The organism is Neobacillus sp. OS1-32, from assembly GCF_030915425.1.
GTDB lineage: Bacteria > Bacillota > Bacilli > Bacillales > Cytobacillaceae > Neobacillus > Neobacillus paridis.
On record NZ_CP133263.1, the window covers coordinates 986,486 to 1,009,901 of the forward strand.

Here is a 23,416-nt window from a genome sequence, read left to right on the forward strand (position 1 = left end):
TTTTGTTCAATTCTAGTATTCTAGAAACATACAGAAAGCGAGGGGAAGGCTTGATTGAACCAGGAATGGTTATATAGAAAAATTATTATTACCGGCGCGAATGGCGGTATAGGATTAGCAATTGCCCGTGCGTTTCTTGGGGAAGGCGCAACTGTTATTTTACCTGTACACAATAATGCTGGCAATATTGATGCGTTGGTCGAAGAATTTGGGAGCACGCAAGTTTATCCTTTTCAATTAGATTTAAGAAGAATCGAAGCGATTGAAGAGTTTGCCGGAAAGGTTCAGAAACAATTTGGTACTGTTGATGTTTAGTTTGTTTACCGGTTCTACGCTGGAACAGTATGCAGTTTGCCTTTTTATTTAGTAATGTCGGAACGATTATTGCCCTACTGTACCCATATTTTACTTGATGGTTTAGTTGAATTATCAGGCGGAATTTGATACGAAAGTTTTTAAAGTAAGATATTGAATATTTAGAAAATTAATGCTAATATAAAATTTAAACGAACGGTCGTTCATTCGTAAAATATTCGAAAGGTGGAGAGAAGATGGAGTTTGTTCGGCTCAACAAATTGGGCAAAATATGCGAGGTCATCGTGGAGAGGGAACCGGTTAACGCATTAAATGAAGAATTAGTCGTGGAGTTGGGAGAGGTTTTCAGAAAAATTGAACATGATCAGGATGTACGCGTGGTCATTCTCCGCAGTGGATTAAAGGTTTTTGTTGCCGGTGCTGATATCAAAATGATGGAGACCCTCCAGCAAAATCAGGAAACTGGCAGAATGCTAAACTATGTAAAAAAACTGCAAGACACATTAAATATTCTGGAAAACCTGCCAAAACCAACGATTGCCTACATAAATGGCCACGCCATGGGCGGTGGATTGGAATTGGCGTTAGCCTGTGACTTTAGGGTGATGGTGAGTGGAAAGGCAAAAATTGGACTACCGGAAATCCGCCTGGGGATGAATCCTGGCGCAGGAGGCACGCACCGTTTAACACGTTTAATTGGCGAGACAAAAACGAAAGAGCTGGTTTATTTCGGCAAATCTTTAACGGCGGAAGATGCCTATAAATATGGAATTGTCAGCACTGTGGTAGCAGCTGAAAACGGCTTGAATGAAGTGTATGAGTTGGCGGGTGGGCTTGCCAAGCAAGCACCCATCGCCTTAGCCGGCATCAAACGCTGCATTCAAAGTGCAGGGCAAAGCACGCTTGGCACGGGATTGGAAATGGATTTGCTGGAAACCGCAAAAGCATTTACCTCTAACGATGCAAAAATCGGATTTCAAGCCTTCCTCGGTAAAAATGAACCTGTCTTCGCCGGGAAATAGAAGTTTTTGATGGGTTTTCTTTTTGTGAATTTAGACGAATGAACGTTCATTTCAAGCTAAAAAAGGGAGTGTTTGGTATGAGTAAAGTAGCAATGGTTACTGGTGCAGGACAAGGAATTGGCAAAGCGGTTGCCAAAGAAATGGCTTCGAAGGGCTATGCCGTTGCCGTTTGTGACATTAATACAGTGACAGGAGAAACAACGGCAGGGGAATTAACAGCCAATGGCTTAGAAGCCAAATCTTTTGAAGTAAATGTTACCAGTCTGGATTCCTTCAATACGGTCGTTGAAAAAATCGAATCAGAATTGGGGCCGATTGAAGTGTTAGTCAATACAGTCGGCTGGGACATTATTGAGCCGTTTATGAAAAACTCGGTTGAGTATTGGGAAAAGGTGATCGACTTGAATTTCCGTTCAACTATATACGGATCCCGTGCTGTACTGCCGAAAATGATTGAAAGACAATCAGGAAGAATTATTAATATTGCCAGTGATGCTGGCCGTGTCGGCAGCCTCGGTGAAACCGTTTATGCTGGTACAAAAGGCGGGGTTATTGCTTTTTCAAAATCGCTTGCCCGTGAAATGGCACGAAATAAAATTACTGTCAATGTCGTTTGTCCCGGTCCAACTGATACGCCGTTATTTGCCTCGCAGCCAGATAAAAACAAGGAAGCACTTATTCGAGCCATTCCATTAAGACGAGTGGCGCAGCCTGAAGATATTGCCTATGGTGTTGGATTTTTTGCCTCTGAAAGAGCGAATTACATCACTGGGCAGGTACTAAGTGTCAGCGGCGGACTGACAATGGTAGATTAGTCAACGAACCCCCACTGAGATAAACCTTTTCAGAGGGGGCTTGAGTGAGCCAGCTCAGGTCTTTTCGTCTGAAAGACGAGTGACGCTCTGAGTAGCATTCTCAAATCACTGTTTTTGGTCGGTACTTACGTACCGCTTACATCACCCTTGAAAAAGAGCCATGCAAGCCCCGACACGAAAGTGTCGAGTACACACGGATGGTTGACGCACCCACTAAGCTATGCGCTAAGCAACAGCGTTACGTGTTAGCAAGTTTGTGCTTGGATATTTTACGTGACAAAGCTTTTTTCTTGTCACAACCTTATATATCCAGTTTTCAAGGAACACGTATAAGAATATCTTACCACAGAACAAATGTTTTGGCTACCGCCAACCGACATTCATCTCCACCTGAATGGTTGTGCTTCGCCCGTAACATCAATCAGGTAGAGTCTTCTGTCGGAAAATGATAAAGTTTGATTTTTGCCTAATAAAAATGGTGAGAAGGAGTATGATGATATGATCGCAGAACAAACACTCGAACAGGATATTCTGGAAGTGGTAAAAAGAATTACGGAAGAAAAAATTATTCCGCGGGCGGCTGAAGTGGATAAAACCGATCAATTTCCCCACGACTTAGTGCAAATATTAGGAGAAAACGGACTGTTGACGATGTCTTTACCAGAGGAATATGGCGGTATAAATGCCAATTCTGCCCTTTTATCCAAGGTGATTGAGGAACTGAGCAGAGGTTTGACGATGATGGGAACAACGATGCTGTCCACCCATACGGTCATTCGGATGGTTTCAATGGTTGCCCGAGAAGAACAAAAGGAAAAGTTCTTTAAAACAATGACATCCGGCCACAAGCTTTGCGCCATTTGTATCACCGAACCGCATGCCGGTTCTGATGCCCGTTCTCTAAGCACCTCTGCGAAGAAAAATCCGAATGGCGGCTATATTTTAAACGGAACAAAAATCTTTGTTACGCTGGCGCAGGTGGCGGAATATTACCTTGTATTTGCGAAAACAAATCCGGACGAAATGTCGGCCTTCCTTGTTCATAAAGACAGCCCAGGCCTTAAGTATGGGAAAATCGAAGATAAAATGGGTCTTCATGGCAGCATGACAGGGGATATCATTTTGGAGGATTGCTTGGTTGACGATGACGCCTTAATCGGAGAAATCGGCCAAGGCTGGCAAATTCTCGCCGAACTGGGAAATGCGATGCGTTCATGGGGAGCCGCCTCCATCGCGCTTGGAATTGCCCAATCTGCATTGGATCATGCTGTTGCTTATGCAAAAGAACGCAAGCAATTTAATAAGCGGCTTGGCGATTTCCAGGCATTGCGATTTATGCTGGCAGATTGCGCGATGCAGCTGGAAGCAGCCCGCTGTCTTGTCCGCGAGACAAACCGCCGTGTTGATCTGGAAGCACCAAAATGTTCTTATGAAACGATGGCCATGGTCTCAATGTCAAAGTGCTTTGCCACTGATATGGCAATGAAAGTGACAACCGATGCCGTGCAAATCTTTGGCGGTTACGGGTACATCCGGGAATATCCGGTAGAGCGATTAATGAGGGATGCAAAGGTATTCCAAATTCTTGACGGTAGCAACCAGGTACAGCGGATGATAATTGGCAGCAACTTAATGAGAGGGTAAAAGGAGAGAAAAAAGTTGTCAAAAGTTATTTGCCTTGAGGAATGTGTGAAACAAGTCATTCACCCGAACAGTACTCTTCATTTTAGTTTTACCCATAATCGGCCAATGGCATTTGCATGGGAAATAATTCGCCAATTCTCTCATACAAAACTCCAGCTGCACCTGGTGGGTACAGGGATGCTGGAATATGCGATTGCCCTGATTTGGGCAGGACATGTAAAAAAATTGGAGGGTGCCTTTTTTGGTGAGACCTATCCGTCACCAAGCCCAAACCGATTGATTTCAAAATTGGCTCGTGAAGGAAAGCTTGAGATCGAATATTGGACCAACTTAACGATTCCGCAGCGATTGATGGCATCGGCTTATAGATTGGATTTTATCCCAACCCGTTCCCTCGTTAACAGTTCCATTTTGGAGGAACATGTAGATTCCGGAAAGGCGTTCACAGTTAAAGATCCAATTGGTGAAAATGAGACCGTGATGATTCGCCGCCTCATCCCGGATGTGACGGTGGTACATGGAAGTGTCGCTGATGAGGATGGCAATACCGTTATCACACCGCCATATGGGGAAGATCTCTGGGGTGTTTTCGCTGCTAAAAAAGTTGTCGTAGTCGTGGAAAAGATAGTGGATAAAGCGGCGATTCAGCCATTATCCCATTTGGTAAAAATTCCAGCGCATAAGGTGGATTATGTTGTAGAAGTTCCATTAAGTGCACATCCCTACGGTGTCTCGCCAATCGGCTACAGCGATGCTGCCTATACCGAGGATTATGCCTTCAGGGTAAGTTTCAGCGAAGCTATCAAAGGTGGGTTGGATATTATGGAGTTTATGGAGCAATGGGACTTGGATAAGGGCCACGAAGCCTTTCTTGAAAAATTGGGTACGGAACGGATAGCTAAACTAAAGTCAAATTTTACTGCAGGCAGCCTGAAAAATCACCAGATTGATTGTGATTCATCACCTACATCGACTGAGAAGCTAATTGTTTCAGCCAGCCGGATAATCGCAGAGAAGATAAAAAGCCAAAATATTAAAACCATTCTCGCCGGAATCGGCGTATCCCATTTAACTGCTTGGCTCGTTTATAAGCGGTTAAAGGCAGAAGGAATCCCGATTCAATTGATGACAGAAACCGGCTATTATGGCTATGAACCGGTAAATGGTGACCCGTATATCTTTAATTTTGGAAACCTTTTCACCAACATGAAACAAAGCAGCTTTGTCGAAATTCTTGGTCAATTTGTCGGGGACCCATCTAGCCCTTGTCTCGCAATCCTCTCCGCAGCACAAATCGATTCACAAGGAAATCTGAATTCGACGAAGATTCCCGAGAAAAATGTCTACCTAACTGGTTCAGGAGGTGCCAATGACATTGCCTCGGTTGCCTCAGATGTTGCAGTGATGATGAACGGGGACAGCAGGAAATTTATTAACAAAGTTCCATATGTCACCTCAACAGGCGAAAAAGTAAGCACTATCTTTACTAATCTCGCAGTTTTAACAAGAAAGAATTCGGATGAATCCTTTTCGGTCAGCCATTGGATCCCGGGTGGAACCGATGCATCACAATATAGAGAAATGCTTGGTGAACTTCTTCCATGGGAGATACCGGTCCTTGATCATGCAGTAGTCATGTCTGAACCTTCACGGCTGGAACTTGAATGGTTAAGAGCACTTGATCCGGAAAAAGTATTTTTACAATAATTAAGCAGATAAAGGGTTGTGAAATATGGGAGTAGAAAAAGTAAAACAAATTACCGTCGTTGGTGCGGGGGTAATGGGTTCGCAAATTGCCATGGTTTCCGCACTTGCTGGTTATCGAACGATCCTCCAAGATGTAAGTGAAGAAAATCTTAAACAGGCTTTAAATAATTTAAATCAGCAAATGGAGCGGCGTGTCAAAAAAGGCAGGTTATCAGAGGAAGCAGTTGCTATTGCCTTTGAGAATTTAAGTATAACTACTTCACTTGGGCTTGCTGTAGAAGAAACAGATTTTGTCATTGAAGCAATTGTCGAAAAACTGGAGGCCAAACGGCAGTTATTTACGGAAATGGATCAGCTTGCACCGCCTCAAGCCATTTTCACCACGAACAGCTCCACGATCGTCAGTTCCAAATTGGCAGATGCAACAAACCGCCCGGAGCGGGTTTGCAATATGCACTTCTCCAATCCCGCATTAGTCATGGAACTGGTAGAGGTTGTGAAGAATCCGTTGACGTCTGATGAAACAGCACAGATGACCATCAATTTGGCAAAAAGCTTTAACAAAGTCCCGATTTTACTTAAAAAAGAGATTTCCGGTTTTGTCATGAACCGCATCCTCGACAAAATCATGAAAGAGGCCATTGAACTATATGAAAATGGCGTTGCATCATTTGAAGATATTGATTTAGCCTGCACGAAAGGTTTGAATCACCCGATTGGACCGTTTGCCTTAATCGATTTAACCGGATTGGATGTCCATTATAATGTCCGCCAATTTCGATATCTGGAAACAGGAGATGAGAGCAGCAAACCTTCCAAAACAGTGGTTGAAAAGCTGAAAAAAGGAGAGTTGGGTCGTAAATCTGGGAAGGGCTTTTACACTTATTCCTAGCTCTTCATAAGAATAATTTAGTGAAAAATGAGGTCAGGGGGAAGACCATGAACAATCGTGAAGCAGTCATTGTCGAGGCTGTTCGTCTTCCGGTCGGAAGAAGGAATGGTATTTATAGTGAAACAAGACCAGAGTTAATGTTAAGCACGGTGTTAAAAGAAGTTATCGACAGAGCAGGAATTGACGGGAATTTTGTGGAAGATATTATTGTTGGCTGTGTCACGCAAACACAGGAACAGGGAAATAATATTGCCAGAATTGCCGGATTAATGTCAGGGCTCCCACAAGAGGTCCCTGCCATTTCCATCAACCGTAAATGTGGTTCCTCCCAGCAAGCCGTGCATATGGCTGCACAGGCCATCCTTGCAGGGGATCATCAGGTTGTGATTGCCGCAGGGGTAGAGAACATGACACGTCACCCGATGGGGCTTGACCGGGTAGAAAGTCCTGAAGAGCTTCTTGAATTGTATGAAATCATTCCACAAGGGAACTCTGCGGAACGAATTGCGGAAAAATGGGGATTAACACGGAGCGAACTGGATGAATTTTCGCTAAGAAGCCACCTGTTAGCCGATATGGCCAGAAAAAATGGAGAGTTTAACAGAGAAATTGTTCCTTTTCAAACGACAAATAACGGAGAAAGAATACTAGTATCAGAGGATGAAGGGATTCGGCCGGACACATCGCTGGACAAACTGGCCGGATTAAAAACCATTTTTCAAGAGAATGGTGTGGTGACCGCTGGTAACGCCAGTCAAATTAGTGATGGTGCAGCCGCTATTCTGGTGATGTCGAGGCAAAAGACGGAGGAATTGGGAGTGAAGCCAAGGGCGAGAATTATCGCCAGAGAAGTCGTTGGCTCCGATCCAACTCTGATGTTAACAGGTATTATTCCGGCAACGAAACGAATCTTGGAGAAATCACGGCTGCAGGCAGGCGATATCGGCGTTTTTGAGTGTAACGAAGCCTTTGCTTCCGTTGTGCTGGCTTGGATGAAGGAAATCAATCCAGATTATTACAAGGTAAACCCCCGCGGTGGTGCCATTGCTTTAGGACATCCAACAGGCGCAAGCGGAGCACGGATTATGACAACCCTCTTGCATGAGTTAGAGGATAAGAATGAACAATTTGGTTTACAAGTCATGTGCTGTGCCGGCGGCATGGCAACAGCAACGATCATCGAAAGATTATAGTGTAATTGGTCGAGGAGGGAAGGTTTAGTGCCACCACTATTTATTAATGAAAAACTGAAACAGGAATATTATGACAAGGGCTATTGGTCAACATCTACCGTTTTTGACCATTTCTTTGAGGCTGTTAACAAGTTTCCTGACCAAATTGCATCTGTAGATAATACGAGAAAATTAACCTATAAACAGCTACTAGTGGAAGTTAACAAGACAGTAAATGGCCTAAAACAGCTTCAAGTTAAAAAAGGAGATTTTATTTCCGTTCAATTACCAAACTGGGTTGAAAATGTAATCATCTACCTAGCCTGTGCAAAAATTGGCGCTATTTATAATCCAATACCAATTACTGCTAGATTGCAGGAACTAAAATATATTATCTCTTTATGTGAGTCAAAAGTATTGTTTATTCCAGAACTTTATCGAAATTTCAACTATATGAACCTTGTGAAGAATGTTCAAAGGGATCATCCCATCTCCCACGTAATTGTTGTTAGAGGGGATCTCAATAATGAAGAATCGGATGCATTTATATACTTCGAGGAGCTGCAAACGTATCTGCCAACTGAAATTGGGCAGGACGATCAAGAGGTTAAATCTGATGATCTATTAGTTGTCTTATTTACATCAGGGACCGAGTCCATGCCTAAAGGGGTAGTACATACCCATAACACAATTCTTTTTGTCGTGAAGTCGATGATTGAAACTTTATTTATCACCAAAGATGATACCGTTTTCATGCCGTCTCCTGTGTCCCATGCAACCGGATTTCTCTACGGGATGAACCTGCCTTTGACGATTGGAGCTAAGAGTGTTTTAATGGAACACTTCGTTGCCAAAGAAGCATTGAAGATGATCACGGAGGAAAAATGTACATTTTCCATGGGAGCTACACCGTTCCTTCATGATTTGCTCATTGAAATTACAAGACAAGAAGGTAAAATTAATTTGGATCATTTCAGGTTTTTCCTTTGTGGCGGTGCACCAATCCCAAGGCATCTTGTGAACGAAGCGAATAAAATTGGATTTAAGGTACTGGCTGTTTATGGCTCGAGCGAAAGTCCGCCCCATACGGTCAGTCGCCTAGACGATTCCGACGAACTCATTTTATCAAGCGATGGGAAACCGGTACCGGGCATAGACGTTAAGATTGTTGATAATAACCATGAAGAACTTCCGGATGGTGAAATCGGAGAAGAGGCTTCAAGGGGCCCCAATGTCTTTTTAGGATATTTGAAACAACCGGAGCTGACACAAAAGTATCTGGATCATGATGGCTGGTATTATAGTGGCGATTTATGTGTATTACTGCCGGAACAATACATTCGAGTGGTCGGGCGTAAAAAGGATATCATTATCCGGGGAGGACAGAATATAAGTCCGGGTGAGGTTGAGGAAATCCTTTATAGGCATCCAAAAGTTCAGCAGGTCGCCATTATTGGGGTCCCTGATGAACGGATGGGTGAAAAAGCATGGGCACTTGTCGTTCCAGTTGAAGGTGAGAAATTAACATTTGCTGAAATGATTGAATTTTTATCGCAGCAAAATATTGCAAAATATAAATATCCTGAGAAACTTCGGCTGGTTTCGGATCTGCCAAGGACATCGTCTGGAAAAATTCAAAAATATAAACTGCGAGAGATGGTAGAAAAGGATCTCGGTATTATCTCAAAATAATTATCTAAATATTACAATAATATTTTAAGAATGTAACGAACGAACGTTTATTCATGAAGGTTACACAATAAGGAGGTAAATAAAATGGAATTAACAGATATTTTATATGAGAAAAAAGAGGGAATTGCAAAAATTACCATGAACAGACCAAGGGTTTACAACGCCTTTCGGGCTCAGACCGTTCAAGAATTAATTTGGGCGTTTCGCGATGCCTGGGATGATAATGAAATCGGCGTTGTGGTCTTAACAGGTGCCGGTGACAAAGCATTTTGTACAGGTGGCGATCAAAGTGACCGGGGCGCTGGTGGATATAGCGGCAAACCAGGTGGGCTAACTGGTGGAATGGGCCTGGAAATGGAGACCCTTCATTATGTGATGCGTAATATTCCAAAACCAGTGATTGCCGCTGTAAATGGATATGCAATTGGCGGCGGTCATGTTCTTCAGGTCATTTGTGATTTAACGATTGCATCTGATAAAGCCATTTTCGGTCAGGCAGGTCCTAGGGTTGGTAGTTTTGATGCCGGATATGGTTCTGCCTATCTAGCTCGAATTGTCGGTGAGAAAAAAGCACGGGAAATCTGGTACCTTTGCCTCAAATATTCCGCCGAAGAGGCATTGCAAATGGGGCTGGTAAACAAAGTAGTTCCCCATGAGCAATTAATGGAGGCGGTTGAAGATTGGTGTAGACAAATTCTAGAAAAAAGCCCTACAGCTTTAAAAATGTTGAAATACTCCTTCAATGCCGATAGCGAAAATATTTCCGGAATCAATAAAATGGCACTCGGCAGTTTAGCAATGTACTACGATACAAATGAAGCACTTGAGGGGAAAAACGCCTTTATCGAAAAGCGGGCTCCCGATTTTCGTAAGTTTAGATCATAAGAATAGAACTCTCTATAAGTCTTGCTGATTTTCATCAGTAGGACTTTTTTTAAACAATATTTTAATTTCTTGAGGTGTGTAAAATGTTACTTTTAAATAAGGTTGCCGTAATAACTGGTGGCGGTTCCGGAATTGGAGAATCTGCTGCGGAACTATTTGCCAGAGAAGGAAGCAAGATCGTTATTGGGGACATTTCATCATCAGCTGAGTCCGTAGTAGCGAAAATTAGACACAAAGGCGGTGAAGCAATTTTTGTTCATTGTGATGTGACGAAAGAACAGGATGTTCAAACTTTAATGGAAACTGCAGTTAAAACATACGGGAAACTTGATATTTTAGTTGCAAATGCTGGGATTCCTGAGAAAAAAGGGCCAGTCCATGAATTAGATCTACAGGATTGGCAAAGAGTGATAGATATTGATTTAACTGGGGTGGTTTTGTCAAATAAATATGCCATTATTCAAATGTTGAAAAATGGCTCTGGGGTCATTGTAAATATGGGTTCAGTATTAGCTCATGTAGGCCAAATTAATAGTACAGCATATTCTGCCTCAAAGGCTGCAGTGGTCAATTTTTCCCGATCTCAAGCTATAACGTATGCACCTAAAGGCATTCGAATCAATTGTGTTTCTCCGGGATATGTAAACACGTCACTATTGGAGAAACTTCCACCTGAAATAACTCATCAAATGATTGAAAAACATCCAATTGGCAGATTGGCTGAACCTTCGGAAATCGCCGATGCCATTCTTTTTCTTGTAAGTGAGAAAGCTTCTTTTATTACAGGAACCGTTTTGCATGTTGACGGAGGATATACGGCAATCTAAGCTTCTTAACAACAGATAAAATCTGTATTCATGAAATCAGAAATAGACACGAAAACTCCTCCTTAAAGACATAAGTGTTTACACATATGTTAATATAATTTACAATTAAAAATATTCTGTTAATAAATCTTAATGCGAGTATTGCTAAATTATCTGCTACTGAAGCGCAAGGAAGAAGGAAGAGTTATTGATGGCTGTCTGCAGCTTTTTGGCGGATACGGTTATATGGAAGAGTACCCAATCTCAAGGGCGTATACCGATGCAAGGGTTCAACGGATTTATGGGGGAACCTCCGAAATAATGAAGGAAATCATTAGTAAAGATATTCTAGGAAAATAGATTTGGAGGAGAAACGAAGTGGGGATTTTAACAGGTTTAAAGATTTTGGATTTCACAACACTCCTTCCTGGACCATTTGCAACGATGATGCTGGCTGATATGGGAGCAGAGGTTATAAAAGTAGAATCGCCTACTCGAGATGATTTAACAAAGCATCTTCCACCCATGGATGGTGAGGTGTCAGCTGCATTTGCCCATTTAAATCGTTCCAAACGGTCTTTAGCTTTAGACTTAAAAAAAGATGAGGCAAAAGAGGTCGTATACCAATTAATTCAGGAATACGATATTGTAATTGAGCAATTCAGACCGGGTGTCATGGATCGACTGGGAATTGGGTATGAAACATTAAAACAAATCAATCCCAAAATTATCTTTTGCTCGATTACGGGATACGGTCAAATCGGCCCGCTTCGGCACCGGGCGGGTCATGATATTAATTATTTGTCACTAGCCGGTGCTGCAAGTTATTCTTCCCGGAAAGGTCAAGCACCGGTTCCTGCAGGGATTCAGGTTGCCGATCTCGCAGGGGGCTCCATGCCAGCGGTAATAGCTATTTTGGCGGCGGTGTACCATCGGGGTCAGACCGGGGAAGGGCAATATATTGATGTTAGCATAACGGACTCGGTATTTTCCTTAAATGCACTGTTTGGTTCAGGTTATTTGGTTGGTGGCATGGAACCGGAACCTGAGTCACTATTATTAAATGGCGGTCATTTCTATGATTATTATGAAACGAAAGATCATCGTTATTTCTCAGTTGGCAGTCTCGAACCACAATTTCAAGCAAAATTATGTAATCTGATCGGCGATCCTAACTTGATAACCTTAAGCAGCAGCGAGCGAAAAGACGATCAGCAAGCTTTTAAACAGATACTTATTAAAACCTTCAAAGAGAAAACATTTAACGAATGGTTAGATCTGCTTGGTGATGATTTTGACGGCTGTGTCGAACCTGTACTTCATTTTTCAGAATCAGTTGAACATCCGCACGTTAAGGCTAGGGAACTGGTCGTTTCGGTTCCTAAAACAGATGGAGAGAGCCAAAAACAGATCGCGTTTCCAATTAAATTTTCAACTCAGCCTGCTCAGTACCGATTTACAGGTGTACAAACGGGTTACCACTCGGAGGAAATATTAAAGGAAGCAGGCTTTAATAAGGAAACCATAAATGAATTTGCAGATAAGGGAATTTTTGGAAAAAAGTAAAAAGTAAAGGAGATGTAAGAATATGAATTTAAAAGATAAGGTTGCAGTAGTTACGGGAGGAGCATCGGGTTTAGGTTTAGCCACTGTCACAAGGCTGGTGGAAAAAGGGGCTAAAGTGGTTATTTTTGATCTAAATGAATCGAAAGCAAAAGAAGCTGTCGAGCAATTAGGTGAGAATGTCCAATCCGCAATTGTAAATGTAGCTGATGATGAATCGGTTCAAAAAGGAATTAAACAAGCAATCGAGGCCTTTGGAGCTATTCATATTTGTGTTAACTGTGCAGGGGTCGGTACCCCTGGGAAAACAATTGGGAAGAAGGGTGTATTGCCGCTGGAAGATTTTAATAGAGTCATTGGAATTAACCTAATCGGAACTTTTAATGTTTTAAGATTAGCGGCTAATGAAATGAAAAATAATGAACCCCTGACTGATTCCGGTGAAAGAGGAGTCATTATCAATACCGCCTCTGTTGCTGCATTTGACGGACAAATGGGGCAGGCTGCATATGGTGCAAGTAAAGCCGGAGTAGCTGGAATGACGCTCCCTGTTTCCCGCGATTTATCAGAATTTGGTATTCGCGTGAATACGATTGCCCCAGGCTTATTTATGACCCCAATGGCAGATATATTATCCGAAAAGGTCATCAAAAAACTATCGGAAAGTGTTGAGTTTCCCAAACGATTAGGACGGCCATCTGAATTTGCCGAACTAGCAACCTTTATTATGGAACATGAATATTTAAATGGGGAAGTTATTCGTTTAGATGGCGGAATCCGGATGTCGCCAAGATAAAAATGAAGGGTGGTTAGCAGAAGAAGACACTTTTGACCTGATGATTGAAGAAAGTGTCACTCTATCCGCTGGCTCGCCAGCTATTTTCCTACCGATGCTTCATTATATCCGAACCCTTGAGGTAACAGCTGAATAATACATGTTGCAGTAAGGTCAGTCATATAATGGACTGACCTTGTTTACTTTCTACAGGTTTTGAAAAGATTGCAATACAAAGAAAGAGCATGTCTGTTCTTTCCTTAAAAACTGAAAAGCAGAGTCAACGGCAGGTGTACTTTCGTATGATAAAAAGCAGGAACTGTTATCTCCATGTTCAATTGCCTCTGGTACTTGAAAAAGCAAGGGAGCATCTCCCTTATTTTATAGGCTTCAATAGCCTTAATTGAATCTATCTTTTACGGAGAGGGAGATGTTATGTATTTTTTTAAATCCATTTTAGAAAGTGTCAAGCCAGCTCAAACAGATTTTCAGAAGACAGCAAAAACAAAACGGCTGGTATCGGCCGCTCTGTTCGCTGCAATTGCTGCTCTTTTGCAATCGGCAGGAGGTTTTTTGCCGGGCGCAGGTTATTTAATCAGCCCTTTTTCAACAGCGCCGATTCTTATATGCTCGATGTTTTCTGTTCCACTTGGAATGATCACCTATATACTTACCAATCTATTGCTGCTGCTACTTGAACCGAGCGAATTAATTGTGTTTCCATTTACAACCGGATTATTGGGACTGAGCTTAGGAGGAGCGTTTCATTTTTTTGGAAAAAGAATCAGTATTATTTTATGTGGTGCGTTCTTTTTGACTAGCGGCATACTCACACTATTATACGCAATTAAATTTCCGGTTTTAGGTCCGGTTGTATCCAATTCCTTTTCCTTCCTTACCACAGCTGGGATAGGTTTATTTGCTTTTGTTTATGCATGGATTTGGAGCGAGTTTGGCCTTTTTCTCTTTAAAAGATTAAAGAGAATTATCGTTTCGTGACCTTCAAAAAATACTCCTGTTTCATATTGAACATTTGAAGCACCTTATTTGGTTTTGAAACCATATGATATTACAATGGACTTGAACAAAATAGGGAGGTTAATAACTTGAATATATTAGATTTGATTAAATCACGACGGAATATCAAAAAATTTAAAGTCGATGCGGTGGATTCGAATTTAATCCAGCAGTGGCTGGAGGCTGCTGCTATGGCTCCTAATCACCGATTGACGGAACCGTGGGAAATTTGTGTGATCGGACCTGAAACAAGAAAGAAGTTGAATCATAAAACCAACTTTGGAAATGCCCCTTTTGTAATGGCTGTATTATCAAGGCACGGAGCAACCAAAGTGGAAACCGAAGAAAATGCAGCTGCTACGGCCTGCTTTATTCAAAACTTTAATTTAGCTGCCTGGTCGGAGGGAGTAGGGACCTTTTGGTCATCGATTGCCATTAAGGGATCGAATCGACAGCTGCTGGAGATTCCTGAAAACTATGATGTCCTCGGTGTCCTTGCCGTCGGCTATCCGGAGGAAATCCCGGAACCAAAGCCTAGGACGTCTATTAAAGAAAAAATAAAATATTTACCATAATCGACTCCTATGGGACAAAACTCACTTCAATAATTATAAAACTGTCCAATAGAAACGCGCTATGAGACAAAACTGGCTCCAGATCCTCCGAAATTGTCCCATAGAAGGGCTCTATAGGACAAAATTACTAAAAAACCCACAAAATTGTCCTATAGAACTCATCACACAAATTTAAGATCCTACCTCGTTGTCTTCCCACAAAATTTTACTAAAAAAAAGAATTAATCCCTATATTTTTACATATTAATCCTAAATTCGATATAATAAAATATTATTAATAGATATAATTTAGGATGATGCCCATTGGATTCAACCATGAAGAAAATAATTGAAGCGAGCTATTTAACAGCGGACTCTGCTGCTCATTATCGAACCATTCTCCGTTATTTTTATCATCAGCATGAGAGAATGAGAGATTTTCTTGCGCCGGAGGAAATATTGGAGCATATGCGTTCGATTCCGGCCTTTGCTGATTACCAAGAGGAGCAGCTCCATCAACAATTAGCACAGCTCGTTAAATGGAATAATTTAATTGCCCGCCAAGACATGACCAATGCTAAAACAATTGAAGAATACAAGAAGAAAAGATTTCGTTATCAATGTACACCGTATACGGTTGAGATTGAGAGAATGATGGTTAACCTCGAAAAAATAGGTGACACCTTTCAAGGATCGTTAGAACGCTCCCAATTTGACCGATTATTCCAAGCGTTGACCACCCTTCAAAATGAACTGGAACACGACTTATCCAAACCGGCTGAAGAATACATGCGAATGTGGGAAGATGTTTTTCGTTATTTCCAAACTATCCGTACAAGTACGGCCGATTATATCGCTTATATTAATAGTGAACAGACAGACCAACGGATGCAGACCGAGGCGTTTTTAGTCTATAAAAATCAATTTACTACCTATTTGCGGGATTTTATTGTTTCCCTGCAAAAAACTTCGCTGCAAATTCAACAACTACTTAGCGAGCTTGCGATCAACAACATGCAACCCTTTTTTCAAAAATTAATCGAACACCGTGGGGCAATTCCGCGCCTTGAGGATATGTCATCATCGGCAACTGACTGGCAAACGGAATATGAAGAATATTGGTCCTCTTTAAGACAATGGTTTTTAGGGTCCACTACCCAACAAAGCGAGCTGGATATTTTACAATGGCAGACGAATGAAATGATTCGCCGCATGACCAGGTATGTTCAGCGTATAGGGGAGAGGCAGCAGCATTTCCGGAGCCGGAAAAAAGACTATCTACAGTTGTCCAAATGGTTTGCAGATTGTCATCAACTTGAGGAAGCCCATAAACTATCTGCTGTTGTGTTTGGTTCCATGACTATTCAACATCTCCAATTAGAAGAAGCGACGACCGAAAATCTGCATGTCGATACTTGGGAAGAGGCACCGACGGAACTAACCATTAAACCACGGACGGTTCGTTATCGAGAAAAAACGAAGCCAAGTGCATTTATCTCCAATGAACAAAAGAAAGAAGAGCAGCGAAAACAATATTTAAAGGAACGAGAACAAGAGAAAGGTTTAATCGAAAAATATATGAATCAGGGAAAAATTACCCTGTCATCACTACCTTCGGTGGAACCATTTATCCGTAAGGTGATGCTCAGCTGGATAGGGAAATCAATGGCAAATAAAGATAGGGTAGTCAAGACGGATTACGGTCTGCGAGTAAAGGTAATACTGGATAGTCAAAAAATGATTACCCTTAAGGCAGAAGATGGGAATTTACAAATGCCCGATGCCACGTTCGTGTTTGAAGAAATGAGGTGATCAAATGGAGCAGACACAATTATTTGATGAAAAAGCTAGACAAGCCATGGATATATTATTTCATCACTATTGGATTCTTCGTGCCGAACAACCGGAGTGGTATCAAATGATCCGTGAACGAGAAAAAGTATTGCGTAGATATCTCGATGATAAGTTCGGTTTGCGCATGATTGTACACCAGCATTTCATTAAGCTGGAAAAAATCCCGGTGGAACCTGAAGAATGGATGGGGATTCAAGAGTTTCAAGAACCGATGGATTATGCTATTTTTTGCTGTGCGCTTGCTTTCTTGGAGGGAAAGGCAGTTGATGAACAGTTTCTGCTTTCAGAACTTTGTCAGGACATTCAGACGGATTATCCGGGAGATTTTCCGCTTGATTGGACGCTCTATTCCCATCGAAAATCGTTAATTAGAGCGGTGAAGATGTTAATGGAATTCCGCTTAATTCGGATCATTGATGGCGATATTAGCTGCTTTGACCAAAATGAAGAGCAGGAAGTTTTATATGAGGCAACCGTTTATAGCCGCTACTTTATGAGGACCTATCCCGATGATTTTTCCACTTATCAGCATTGGGGCGAACTGCTTAAGGAAGATTGGAAGTTAAATCAGGAGGATGAAAGAAGAAAAAAGGTATACCGAAAACTGTTCTTTTCACCAGGTTTGCATCGAAATGACCAGCAGGATCCTGACTTTCTCTATATTCGCAATTACCGAAATCGGTTAGCTGAAGATATTGAAAAGCATAGTGATTACAAACTTCATGTTTATAAAAATACGGCTTTTTTATCGATAGCCGAGCCTAAGCAGTATCAACAAACCTTTCCGAATACGAAGGCTTCAACTGATCTTATTCTCCAATTATCCAAATACATTCATCAACAGCCTGAGCGGTTCAAGGCAAATGAAAATGGGGAAATACTGCTGTCGGAAGGAGAATTCGAACAGATGATTGATGATTTGCGCAGGGAAAAAGGAACAGGATGGGCCAAGTATTTTCGCGATATGAGCACAAGTTCCATTCGTGTCGAGCTGATTCGAGCCATGAAGGATTGGATGATGGTGGAAGTAGATTCAGAATCATCACTCATTCGGCTTAAATCATTGTTGGGAGTCATGACGGGTGAGTATCCGACAGACTTTTTGAAAGGAGGAAAGGAATCTTGACAGAAGCAAAATGGGTAATGAATCGAGCCGGCTTACTGAATTTTTGGTATTACGATGATGAGGTTTTTCATTTCTCAAACGGGAAACTTCTTCTTCGCGGCACAAACGGCTCGGGTAAATCGGTTACGATGCAAAGCTTTTTGCCAGTATTATTAGATGGGAAAAAAACTCCCGACCGCTTGGATCCGTTTGGTTCTAAAGCCCGCAGGATGGAAGATTATCTGCTTGGCGAAAAAGAAGTGGTGGATCGCGATGAACGGACAGGATATTTATTTATCGAATACAAACTAGCTGGAATGGAACGTTACATTACCACAGGGATCGGCATGCAGGCGAAAAGGTATAAAGGAATCAAGTCGTGGTATTTTGTGATTACAGATAATCGAAGAATCGGTTATGATTTACAACTGACCCATAACCAGCAAGGGGACAGAGTGCCTTTTTCCGCAAAGGAACTGGAGAATCGCATCGGTGAAGGCGGCTTTGTCGTCCATTCACAGCGAGAATATATGGAACTTGTCAATAAGTATATATTTGGTTTTCAGTCAATCGAAGCCTACGAGGACTTGATCAAGCTTCTCATCCAATTACGCAGTCCGAAGCTTTCAAAAGATTTTAAGCCGACAGTTATATACGAAATATTGGAATCCGCCTTGCCGCCTTTAACAGATGATGAGTTGCGGTCATTGTCGGACACGATTGAAAGCATGGACCAGACCCAGCAGCAGCTAGAGCAGCTGGAGCGGGAATATGCTTCTAGTGAGCGGTTGGTAACCCAGTATCATTTTTATAACCAATATATATTGGCGGAACGAGCGGCCAAATGGCAAACGGCTTTAAAAAGATATCGCGAAGCTGATGAACTTGTTAAGTGGTTAACGGCTCAAGTTGAAAAACTTAGCAAGGAGATCGAACAGCAGCGATTGCAGAAAGAAGAATTTGTCCAGCAAAGAGAAATAGCGGCAGCGGACAAACAACGGCTGGAACGGCACGAGGTCTGGAATCTCGAAGAGGAAAAACGTAAAAAGATCGAAAACAGCAATACCCTATTGAATGAAATCCGTTCACTTCAAAAGAAGTGGGATCTGAAAAATAACGGGTATAACCGCCTGCTTCAGGAACGGGAACAAACCCAAACAGAGATTAGGCAGTATGAAGTTAACATGGAAAATATTCTTGGTGACTTAGAGTTTGATGCCGAGGAGGCCGCGTTTTTACAACATGAGGTGAATGTCAGTAGCTTTGAACGACATCAGCCTAAGGAGTTTGATTTTTCCATTTGGTTAAAGGAAATTGGCGAGCATGAACAATTACTTAGCCACTTAAAACAGCTGGCTGATGAAGAAGATCGGCTGTTAGAGGAGCATAACAGGCTCCAGCGGCAATCTTCAGAAAAGAAGCGGGAAGTGGATGAATTACGGAAAAATCTCGATCATTTATCGGAATGGTTTATCGAAGAAAAACAAAAGCTTGAGCATTCCATATTTAGCTGGATGGAAGAACATGCAAAACTCACTTTCACGAATGAGAGCCGTCAAGAAATTGCCCGAGCCATAGAAGGTTTATATGAAGAAAATCGTTATGATCAAGTAAGGGAAAAGCTTTTTAGTGCGATTGCTGATTTTGTGACTGAAATTCGAACAAAGAAAAGATGGGTGGAAAATTCAATTGAAGCCAAAGTGCAGGAGATTGAAGCTGCCAAGGCAGATTTACATTACTGGAAGACATTGAAAATGCCGAATCCTGAACGCGCCAAAGATACAGAAGAGTTTCGAGCAAAACTGCTTGAAGACGGGCTAGCCTATGTTCCGTTTTATGCTGCCGTGGAGTTTCAGGATCATCTGACCGAAGAACAGAGGGAGCGGGTTGAATCAGCCTTAAAACAAACAGGGATATTGGACAGTTTAATCACTGAAAAAACAATTGCTCCAAATTCTGATCGAATCATCAGGCCGGAACCACAATTACTGGGGTACACATTGGCTGACTATCTGCGTCCAGATTTAGCGGAGGACAGTCCCATTTCCAATGAGCTCGTGGATGAAGTGCTAAGAAGTATTCCAGTGGAAAAAGGAGATAGCGGTTTTCATCTGGATGTTGATGGTTCGTATTCGCTTGGCTGTTTAGTGGGGCATGCTCCAAATGAAGGCCCATCCAAATATATCGGACGCTCTTCCCGCAAACGTTACCAGCAGGAGAAAGTCAAAGAATGTGAACAAATTCTCGAGCAGCTCCAGTTACAACTACAAGAGCTGAACATTCAACTTCGAGAATACGATCATGAATTAGCGCAAACGGAAGTTTGGAAACAAACGATGCCGACCGATCAAGACTTAAGTGATGTCAATCTGCAAATTGAAAAAACCGATCGTCATTTAGAGGAACAAAAAAAATTCCTGCAACAGCTCGATGAACAATGGAAAATGGTGCACAGCAAACTTCAAGCCATTAAGCTTCAACTTCATCAACATGGCGGCCAGTTAAATCTGTCTTTGTCAAAAGAGGTTTTAGCTCAAGCAGAAAAAGCTGCTAAAAGCTATCGCGAACGTTTGTATGGTTTTAAAGATCTTTTTTTGAAATGCCTATATGCACGTAAAAGAATCGATGAATTACTGCATCGACTAAACGATATGGAGGCGGAATTAGACGAGTTAAAAGGGGAACAAAACGTTAAGGAATCCCAACTTCGAAAAGAACAAGCTGAAGTGAAATCCATTGAAGAGCAGTTGAAACTTAAGGGAATTGATGAAGTAAGGCAGCGGATTCAACAAGTCCAACGGGAATTAACAGAAGCGGAAGCTGGGCTTCAGCATTTGTTGGAAGTCATACCTAAAAATGAAGCAAACTTTGATTCCCTTCAAAAAGAGCGAACGGCTGCCGAAACGAGTGCTAGATTTTGGTCTTTTATGGCCGCTGAATGGGAACAACTGGTGAACAAGGAAATCAATCGCAACTTTGTTGAGGTTGAGGAAATAATGCCTGATAAAATCATCAAGCAGCTGGAAGCTATTTTCGCCAAGTACGACCGTTCCAAGCTGAATGAACAGTTAACTAAGGCGTTTATCAATGAACAAGTCTTTTTAACTGAATATAGAATGTTTGAATACACCGAAGAGGCCGAACGTCCGGAATGGTTCTTAGAGGCATGGGGCGATTATTACCAGCCGTTTATGGATGAGTGGCATCAACTGAAGAGCCGCCGGTTGATTTTGATGGAATATAAAGGTCAGCGGGTCAGCCCTTATTTCGTTAACAGTTCATTAAAAAAAGAACTGGCAGATCAAAAAAGCTGGCTAGACGAACAAGATCGTCAGCTTTATGAAGATATTATTGTCAACAGCGTTGGCGTTATCTTAAGAAACCGCATTAAAAGAGCTGAACAATGGGTGAGTGAGATGGATAAAATCATGGAAAGCCGTGATAACTCATCTGGTTTAACTTTCTCGATAGCTTGGAAACCATTAACAGCGGAATCCGAGCAAGAAATGGATACGAAAGATTTGGTTAAGCTTTTGCAGCGGAATAGTAAATTTTTAAATGAGGACGATTTAAGTAAAATTACAATGCATTTCCGATCGAGAATTGAAAAAGCGAAGGAGTTAATTCAATTACGCAACGAAGGCTCGACACTCCATCAAGTATTGAAAGAAGTGCTTGATTACCGAAAATGGTTTACCTTTGTTCTCTCGTATAAACGGGTAAATGAGCCGAAACGAGAATTAACAAACAATGCTTTCTTTAAATTTAGCGGCGGTGAAAAAGCAATGGCGATGTATATACCGTTGTTCACTGCAGCCTACTCAAGGTATAAGGAGGCAGCGGCAATGGCTCCATATATCATTTCTCTTGATGAGGCCTTTGCTGGTGTCGATGAGAACAATATTCGCGATATGTTTGAAGTGGTTGAACAGCTGGGCTTTAACTATATCATGAATTCTCAAAGCTTGTGGGGAGATTATGACACCATTTCAAGTCTGTCCATTTGTGAGTTAGTGCGGCCAAAAAATGCTGATTTTGTTACGCTGATTCGTTATCAGTGGGACGGAAAACAGCGCACCTTGGTCGTCGATCAGGATCCTTTGATGGAGCTGGTTCCAAATGAATGACAAGCTCCAGGTTTTCAAGGAAGAGCCCGGATTTCTTAAACTATTTGGTTTATTTAAGGAAAAATACCGTTCCCTTGGGAGAATCGGCGGTTCCGTTAGTATTGCCAATTTTTCAGTTGAAGAAGTGGAATCGATTGCCGGATTTTTAGGACAACCGGTGGAGACTGTCCTAGGAAAAGGAAAAGTAAGCTTACTTTCTTTTGAAAAAGAATTAGCCCAAACTGGTTTCGCCGATTACACTCTTGTAGGTCTACTTGAAGCGGTGTTAGGAGAATCAATCCTCACGAAAAGTGAGGAAAACAGCATAGAAGAGGAAAAAGAGAAGAGATTTTTCCAAGCACTTAAGTCGGCGGTTCCTGAAGGTAGCTGGTGGTGGGACTGGATTGAGTCAAAACGGCCGGATTCCCGCTGGATTTGGTCACTGTACAAGCAGGATCCAGCTGTATTGCAGGAATTACTATCTATGGTTTTTCAGGCTTTTCGAGCTCTACCATACAGGGATCATAAGTTTGAAAGATTACCGGTATTTGCACAGCGAACCGCTGGTAACCCGCATTTTTTTGACAATAATCAAATTCCAGGAAAATTACTGGTTCATTGTTTATACGTTGATCAGCAATTGAAGGGATTTCACGAATCAGCTGTGCCAAAAACAGCAGAAGAGCTGAATGAATTATTGAGCTTCTATGGGCTTATGCGGGATGATTTATGGAGTTTTGTTACTTGTCGTGGGTTACTGGCTGAAGGGGAAACGGGAATGCACCCGGTTTGGCAGTCTGCCTTCAGTATGGATACAGTATTAAATGTGCCGTTGAAAGAATTACTAAAGCTCAAAAAAATCTGGCCAGCTAAGGGCAATAAGGTTTGGATATTAGAAAATTCAAGTGTTTGTTCGACGATTGTCGATGAAGTTCCCGAAGCACCAGTGATTTGCACCCATGGGCAATTTCGGACAGCAAGTTGGATAGTCTTGGATTTATTAGTGGAATCAGGCTGTCAGCTTTATTATTCCAGCGATTTGGACCCTGAAGGACTTTCGATGGCACAGCGATTAAAGGATCGATATAAGGAACACGTGACATGCTGGAGAATGGATGCTGAGGCTTATTTTAAGACGATTTCAGATGAAGATATCACGAGCAGGACTACCAAATTGGATACCGTCACATCCCCTGAACTTGCCGAGGTTGTAGCGGCATTAAAACTTCATCAAAAAGCGGGGTATCAAGAAGGGATTTTATCGGAACTGATTGATGATATAAAAAGCGAATTTGATAAAGGCTGAACCTAATTTTGAGTTTAGTCTTTCATCATTTTAAGTGTTTTTAAAATCGCTAATAAAAGGGGAAATACGCTAATAAACCTTACAAATTCGCTAATAATAGCGGCAAAATCGCTAATATACATCGCAAATTCGCTAATAAAATAGAAAAGTAGATTTGCCCCCTTCGCGCAAATCTACTTACATAAA

The 23,416-nt window shown here is 41.8% G+C and carries 18 protein-coding genes and 1 pseudogene; all 19 read left to right on the forward strand.

The genetic code is table 11. The features are described from left to right. The first annotated feature begins 54 nt into the window (after positions 1-54). Complete coding sequence (locus RCG24_RS05095) at positions 55-315, forward strand: SDR family NAD(P)-dependent oxidoreductase (protein WP_308078484.1); 261 nt, start codon at positions 55-57, stop codon at positions 313-315. A 236-nt stretch (positions 316-551) separates the two neighbouring features. Next, on the forward strand, positions 552-1,337 hold the full coding sequence (locus RCG24_RS05100) for an enoyl-CoA hydratase/isomerase family protein (protein ID WP_308078485.1): 786 nt from the start codon (positions 552-554) through the stop codon (positions 1,335-1,337). Between the two features lie 77 nt (positions 1,338-1,414). Continuing rightward, the gene (locus tag RCG24_RS05105; RefSeq protein ID WP_308078486.1) at positions 1,415-2,152 is read left to right on the forward strand and encodes an SDR family NAD(P)-dependent oxidoreductase; all 738 of its coding nucleotides are present in this window, start codon (positions 1,415-1,417) and stop codon (positions 2,150-2,152) included. 498 nt (positions 2,153-2,650) lie between these two features. Beyond that, on the forward strand, positions 2,651-3,796 hold the full coding sequence (locus RCG24_RS05110; protein ID WP_308078487.1) for an acyl-CoA dehydrogenase family protein: 1,146 nt from the start codon (positions 2,651-2,653) through the stop codon (positions 3,794-3,796). 15 nt (positions 3,797-3,811) lie between these two features. After that, positions 3,812-5,503 (forward strand): CoA-transferase, encoded by a 1,692-nt coding sequence (locus RCG24_RS05115; RefSeq protein WP_308078488.1) that lies wholly within the window; start codon positions 3,812-3,814, stop codon positions 5,501-5,503. Positions 5,504-5,528: 25 nt separating this feature from the next. Continuing rightward, positions 5,529-6,395 (forward strand): 3-hydroxyacyl-CoA dehydrogenase family protein, encoded by an 867-nt coding sequence (locus tag RCG24_RS05120; protein ID WP_308078489.1) that lies wholly within the window; start codon positions 5,529-5,531, stop codon positions 6,393-6,395. Between the two features lie 47 nt (positions 6,396-6,442). Next, positions 6,443-7,588 carry a thiolase family protein gene (locus RCG24_RS05125; RefSeq protein ID WP_308078490.1) on the forward strand — a complete coding sequence of 382 codons (1,146 nt, stop codon included), beginning with the start codon at positions 6,443-6,445 and terminating at the stop codon, positions 7,586-7,588. 27 nt (positions 7,589-7,615) lie between these two features. Further along, entirely contained in the window at positions 7,616-9,259 is a 1,644-nt protein-coding gene (locus tag RCG24_RS05130) for an AMP-binding protein (RefSeq protein WP_308078491.1), read from the forward strand. Between the two features lie 84 nt (positions 9,260-9,343). Then, complete coding sequence (gene menB / locus RCG24_RS05135) at positions 9,344-10,144, forward strand: 1,4-dihydroxy-2-naphthoyl-CoA synthase (protein ID WP_308078492.1); 801 nt, start codon at positions 9,344-9,346, stop codon at positions 10,142-10,144. Between the two features lie 83 nt (positions 10,145-10,227). Next, positions 10,228-10,971 carry a cis-4-hydroxycyclohexanecarboxylate dehydrogenase gene (locus RCG24_RS05140; protein WP_308078493.1) on the forward strand — a complete coding sequence of 248 codons (744 nt, stop codon included), beginning with the start codon at positions 10,228-10,230 and terminating at the stop codon, positions 10,969-10,971. Between the two features lie 134 nt (positions 10,972-11,105). Next, positions 11,106-11,310 (forward strand): annotated as a pseudogene (locus tag RCG24_RS05145) (acyl-CoA dehydrogenase family protein); the annotation flags it as partial. 18 nt (positions 11,311-11,328) lie between these two features. Next, positions 11,329-12,516, forward strand: a complete 1,188-nt coding sequence (locus tag RCG24_RS05150; RefSeq protein WP_308078494.1) for a CaiB/BaiF CoA transferase family protein — start codon at positions 11,329-11,331, stop codon at positions 12,514-12,516. 22 nt (positions 12,517-12,538) lie between these two features. Then, complete coding sequence (locus RCG24_RS05155; protein ID WP_308078495.1) at positions 12,539-13,309, forward strand: 3-hydroxyacyl-CoA dehydrogenase; 771 nt, start codon at positions 12,539-12,541, stop codon at positions 13,307-13,309. A gap of 414 nt (positions 13,310-13,723) precedes the next feature. Then, positions 13,724-14,287: a hypothetical protein gene (locus RCG24_RS05160; protein WP_308078496.1), complete on the forward strand. Its 564-nt coding sequence runs from the start codon at positions 13,724-13,726 to the stop codon at positions 14,285-14,287. 107 nt (positions 14,288-14,394) lie between these two features. Further along, a complete protein-coding gene (locus RCG24_RS05165; RefSeq protein WP_308078497.1) occupies positions 14,395-14,880 on the forward strand; it encodes a nitroreductase family protein in 486 nt (161 codons plus the stop codon). A 303-nt stretch (positions 14,881-15,183) separates the two neighbouring features. Beyond that, entirely contained in the window at positions 15,184-16,671 is a 1,488-nt protein-coding gene (locus tag RCG24_RS05170) for a TIGR02677 family protein (protein WP_308078498.1), read from the forward strand. Between the two features lie 4 nt (positions 16,672-16,675). Next, positions 16,676-17,839, forward strand: coding sequence for a TIGR02678 family protein (locus tag RCG24_RS05175; protein WP_308078499.1), 1,164 nt, complete (start codon positions 16,676-16,678; stop codon positions 17,837-17,839). Further along, a complete protein-coding gene (locus tag RCG24_RS05180) occupies positions 17,836-21,945 on the forward strand; it encodes a TIGR02680 family protein (RefSeq protein WP_308078500.1) in 4,110 nt (1,369 codons plus the stop codon). The genes RCG24_RS05175 and RCG24_RS05180 overlap by 4 nt, the downstream gene beginning before the upstream one ends. After that, positions 21,938-23,230: a TIGR02679 family protein gene (locus tag RCG24_RS05185; protein WP_308078501.1), complete on the forward strand. Its 1,293-nt coding sequence runs from the start codon at positions 21,938-21,940 to the stop codon at positions 23,228-23,230. Before RCG24_RS05180 ends, RCG24_RS05185 begins: the two co-directional genes overlap by 8 nt. The last annotated feature ends 186 nt before the right edge of the window (positions 23,231-23,416 follow it).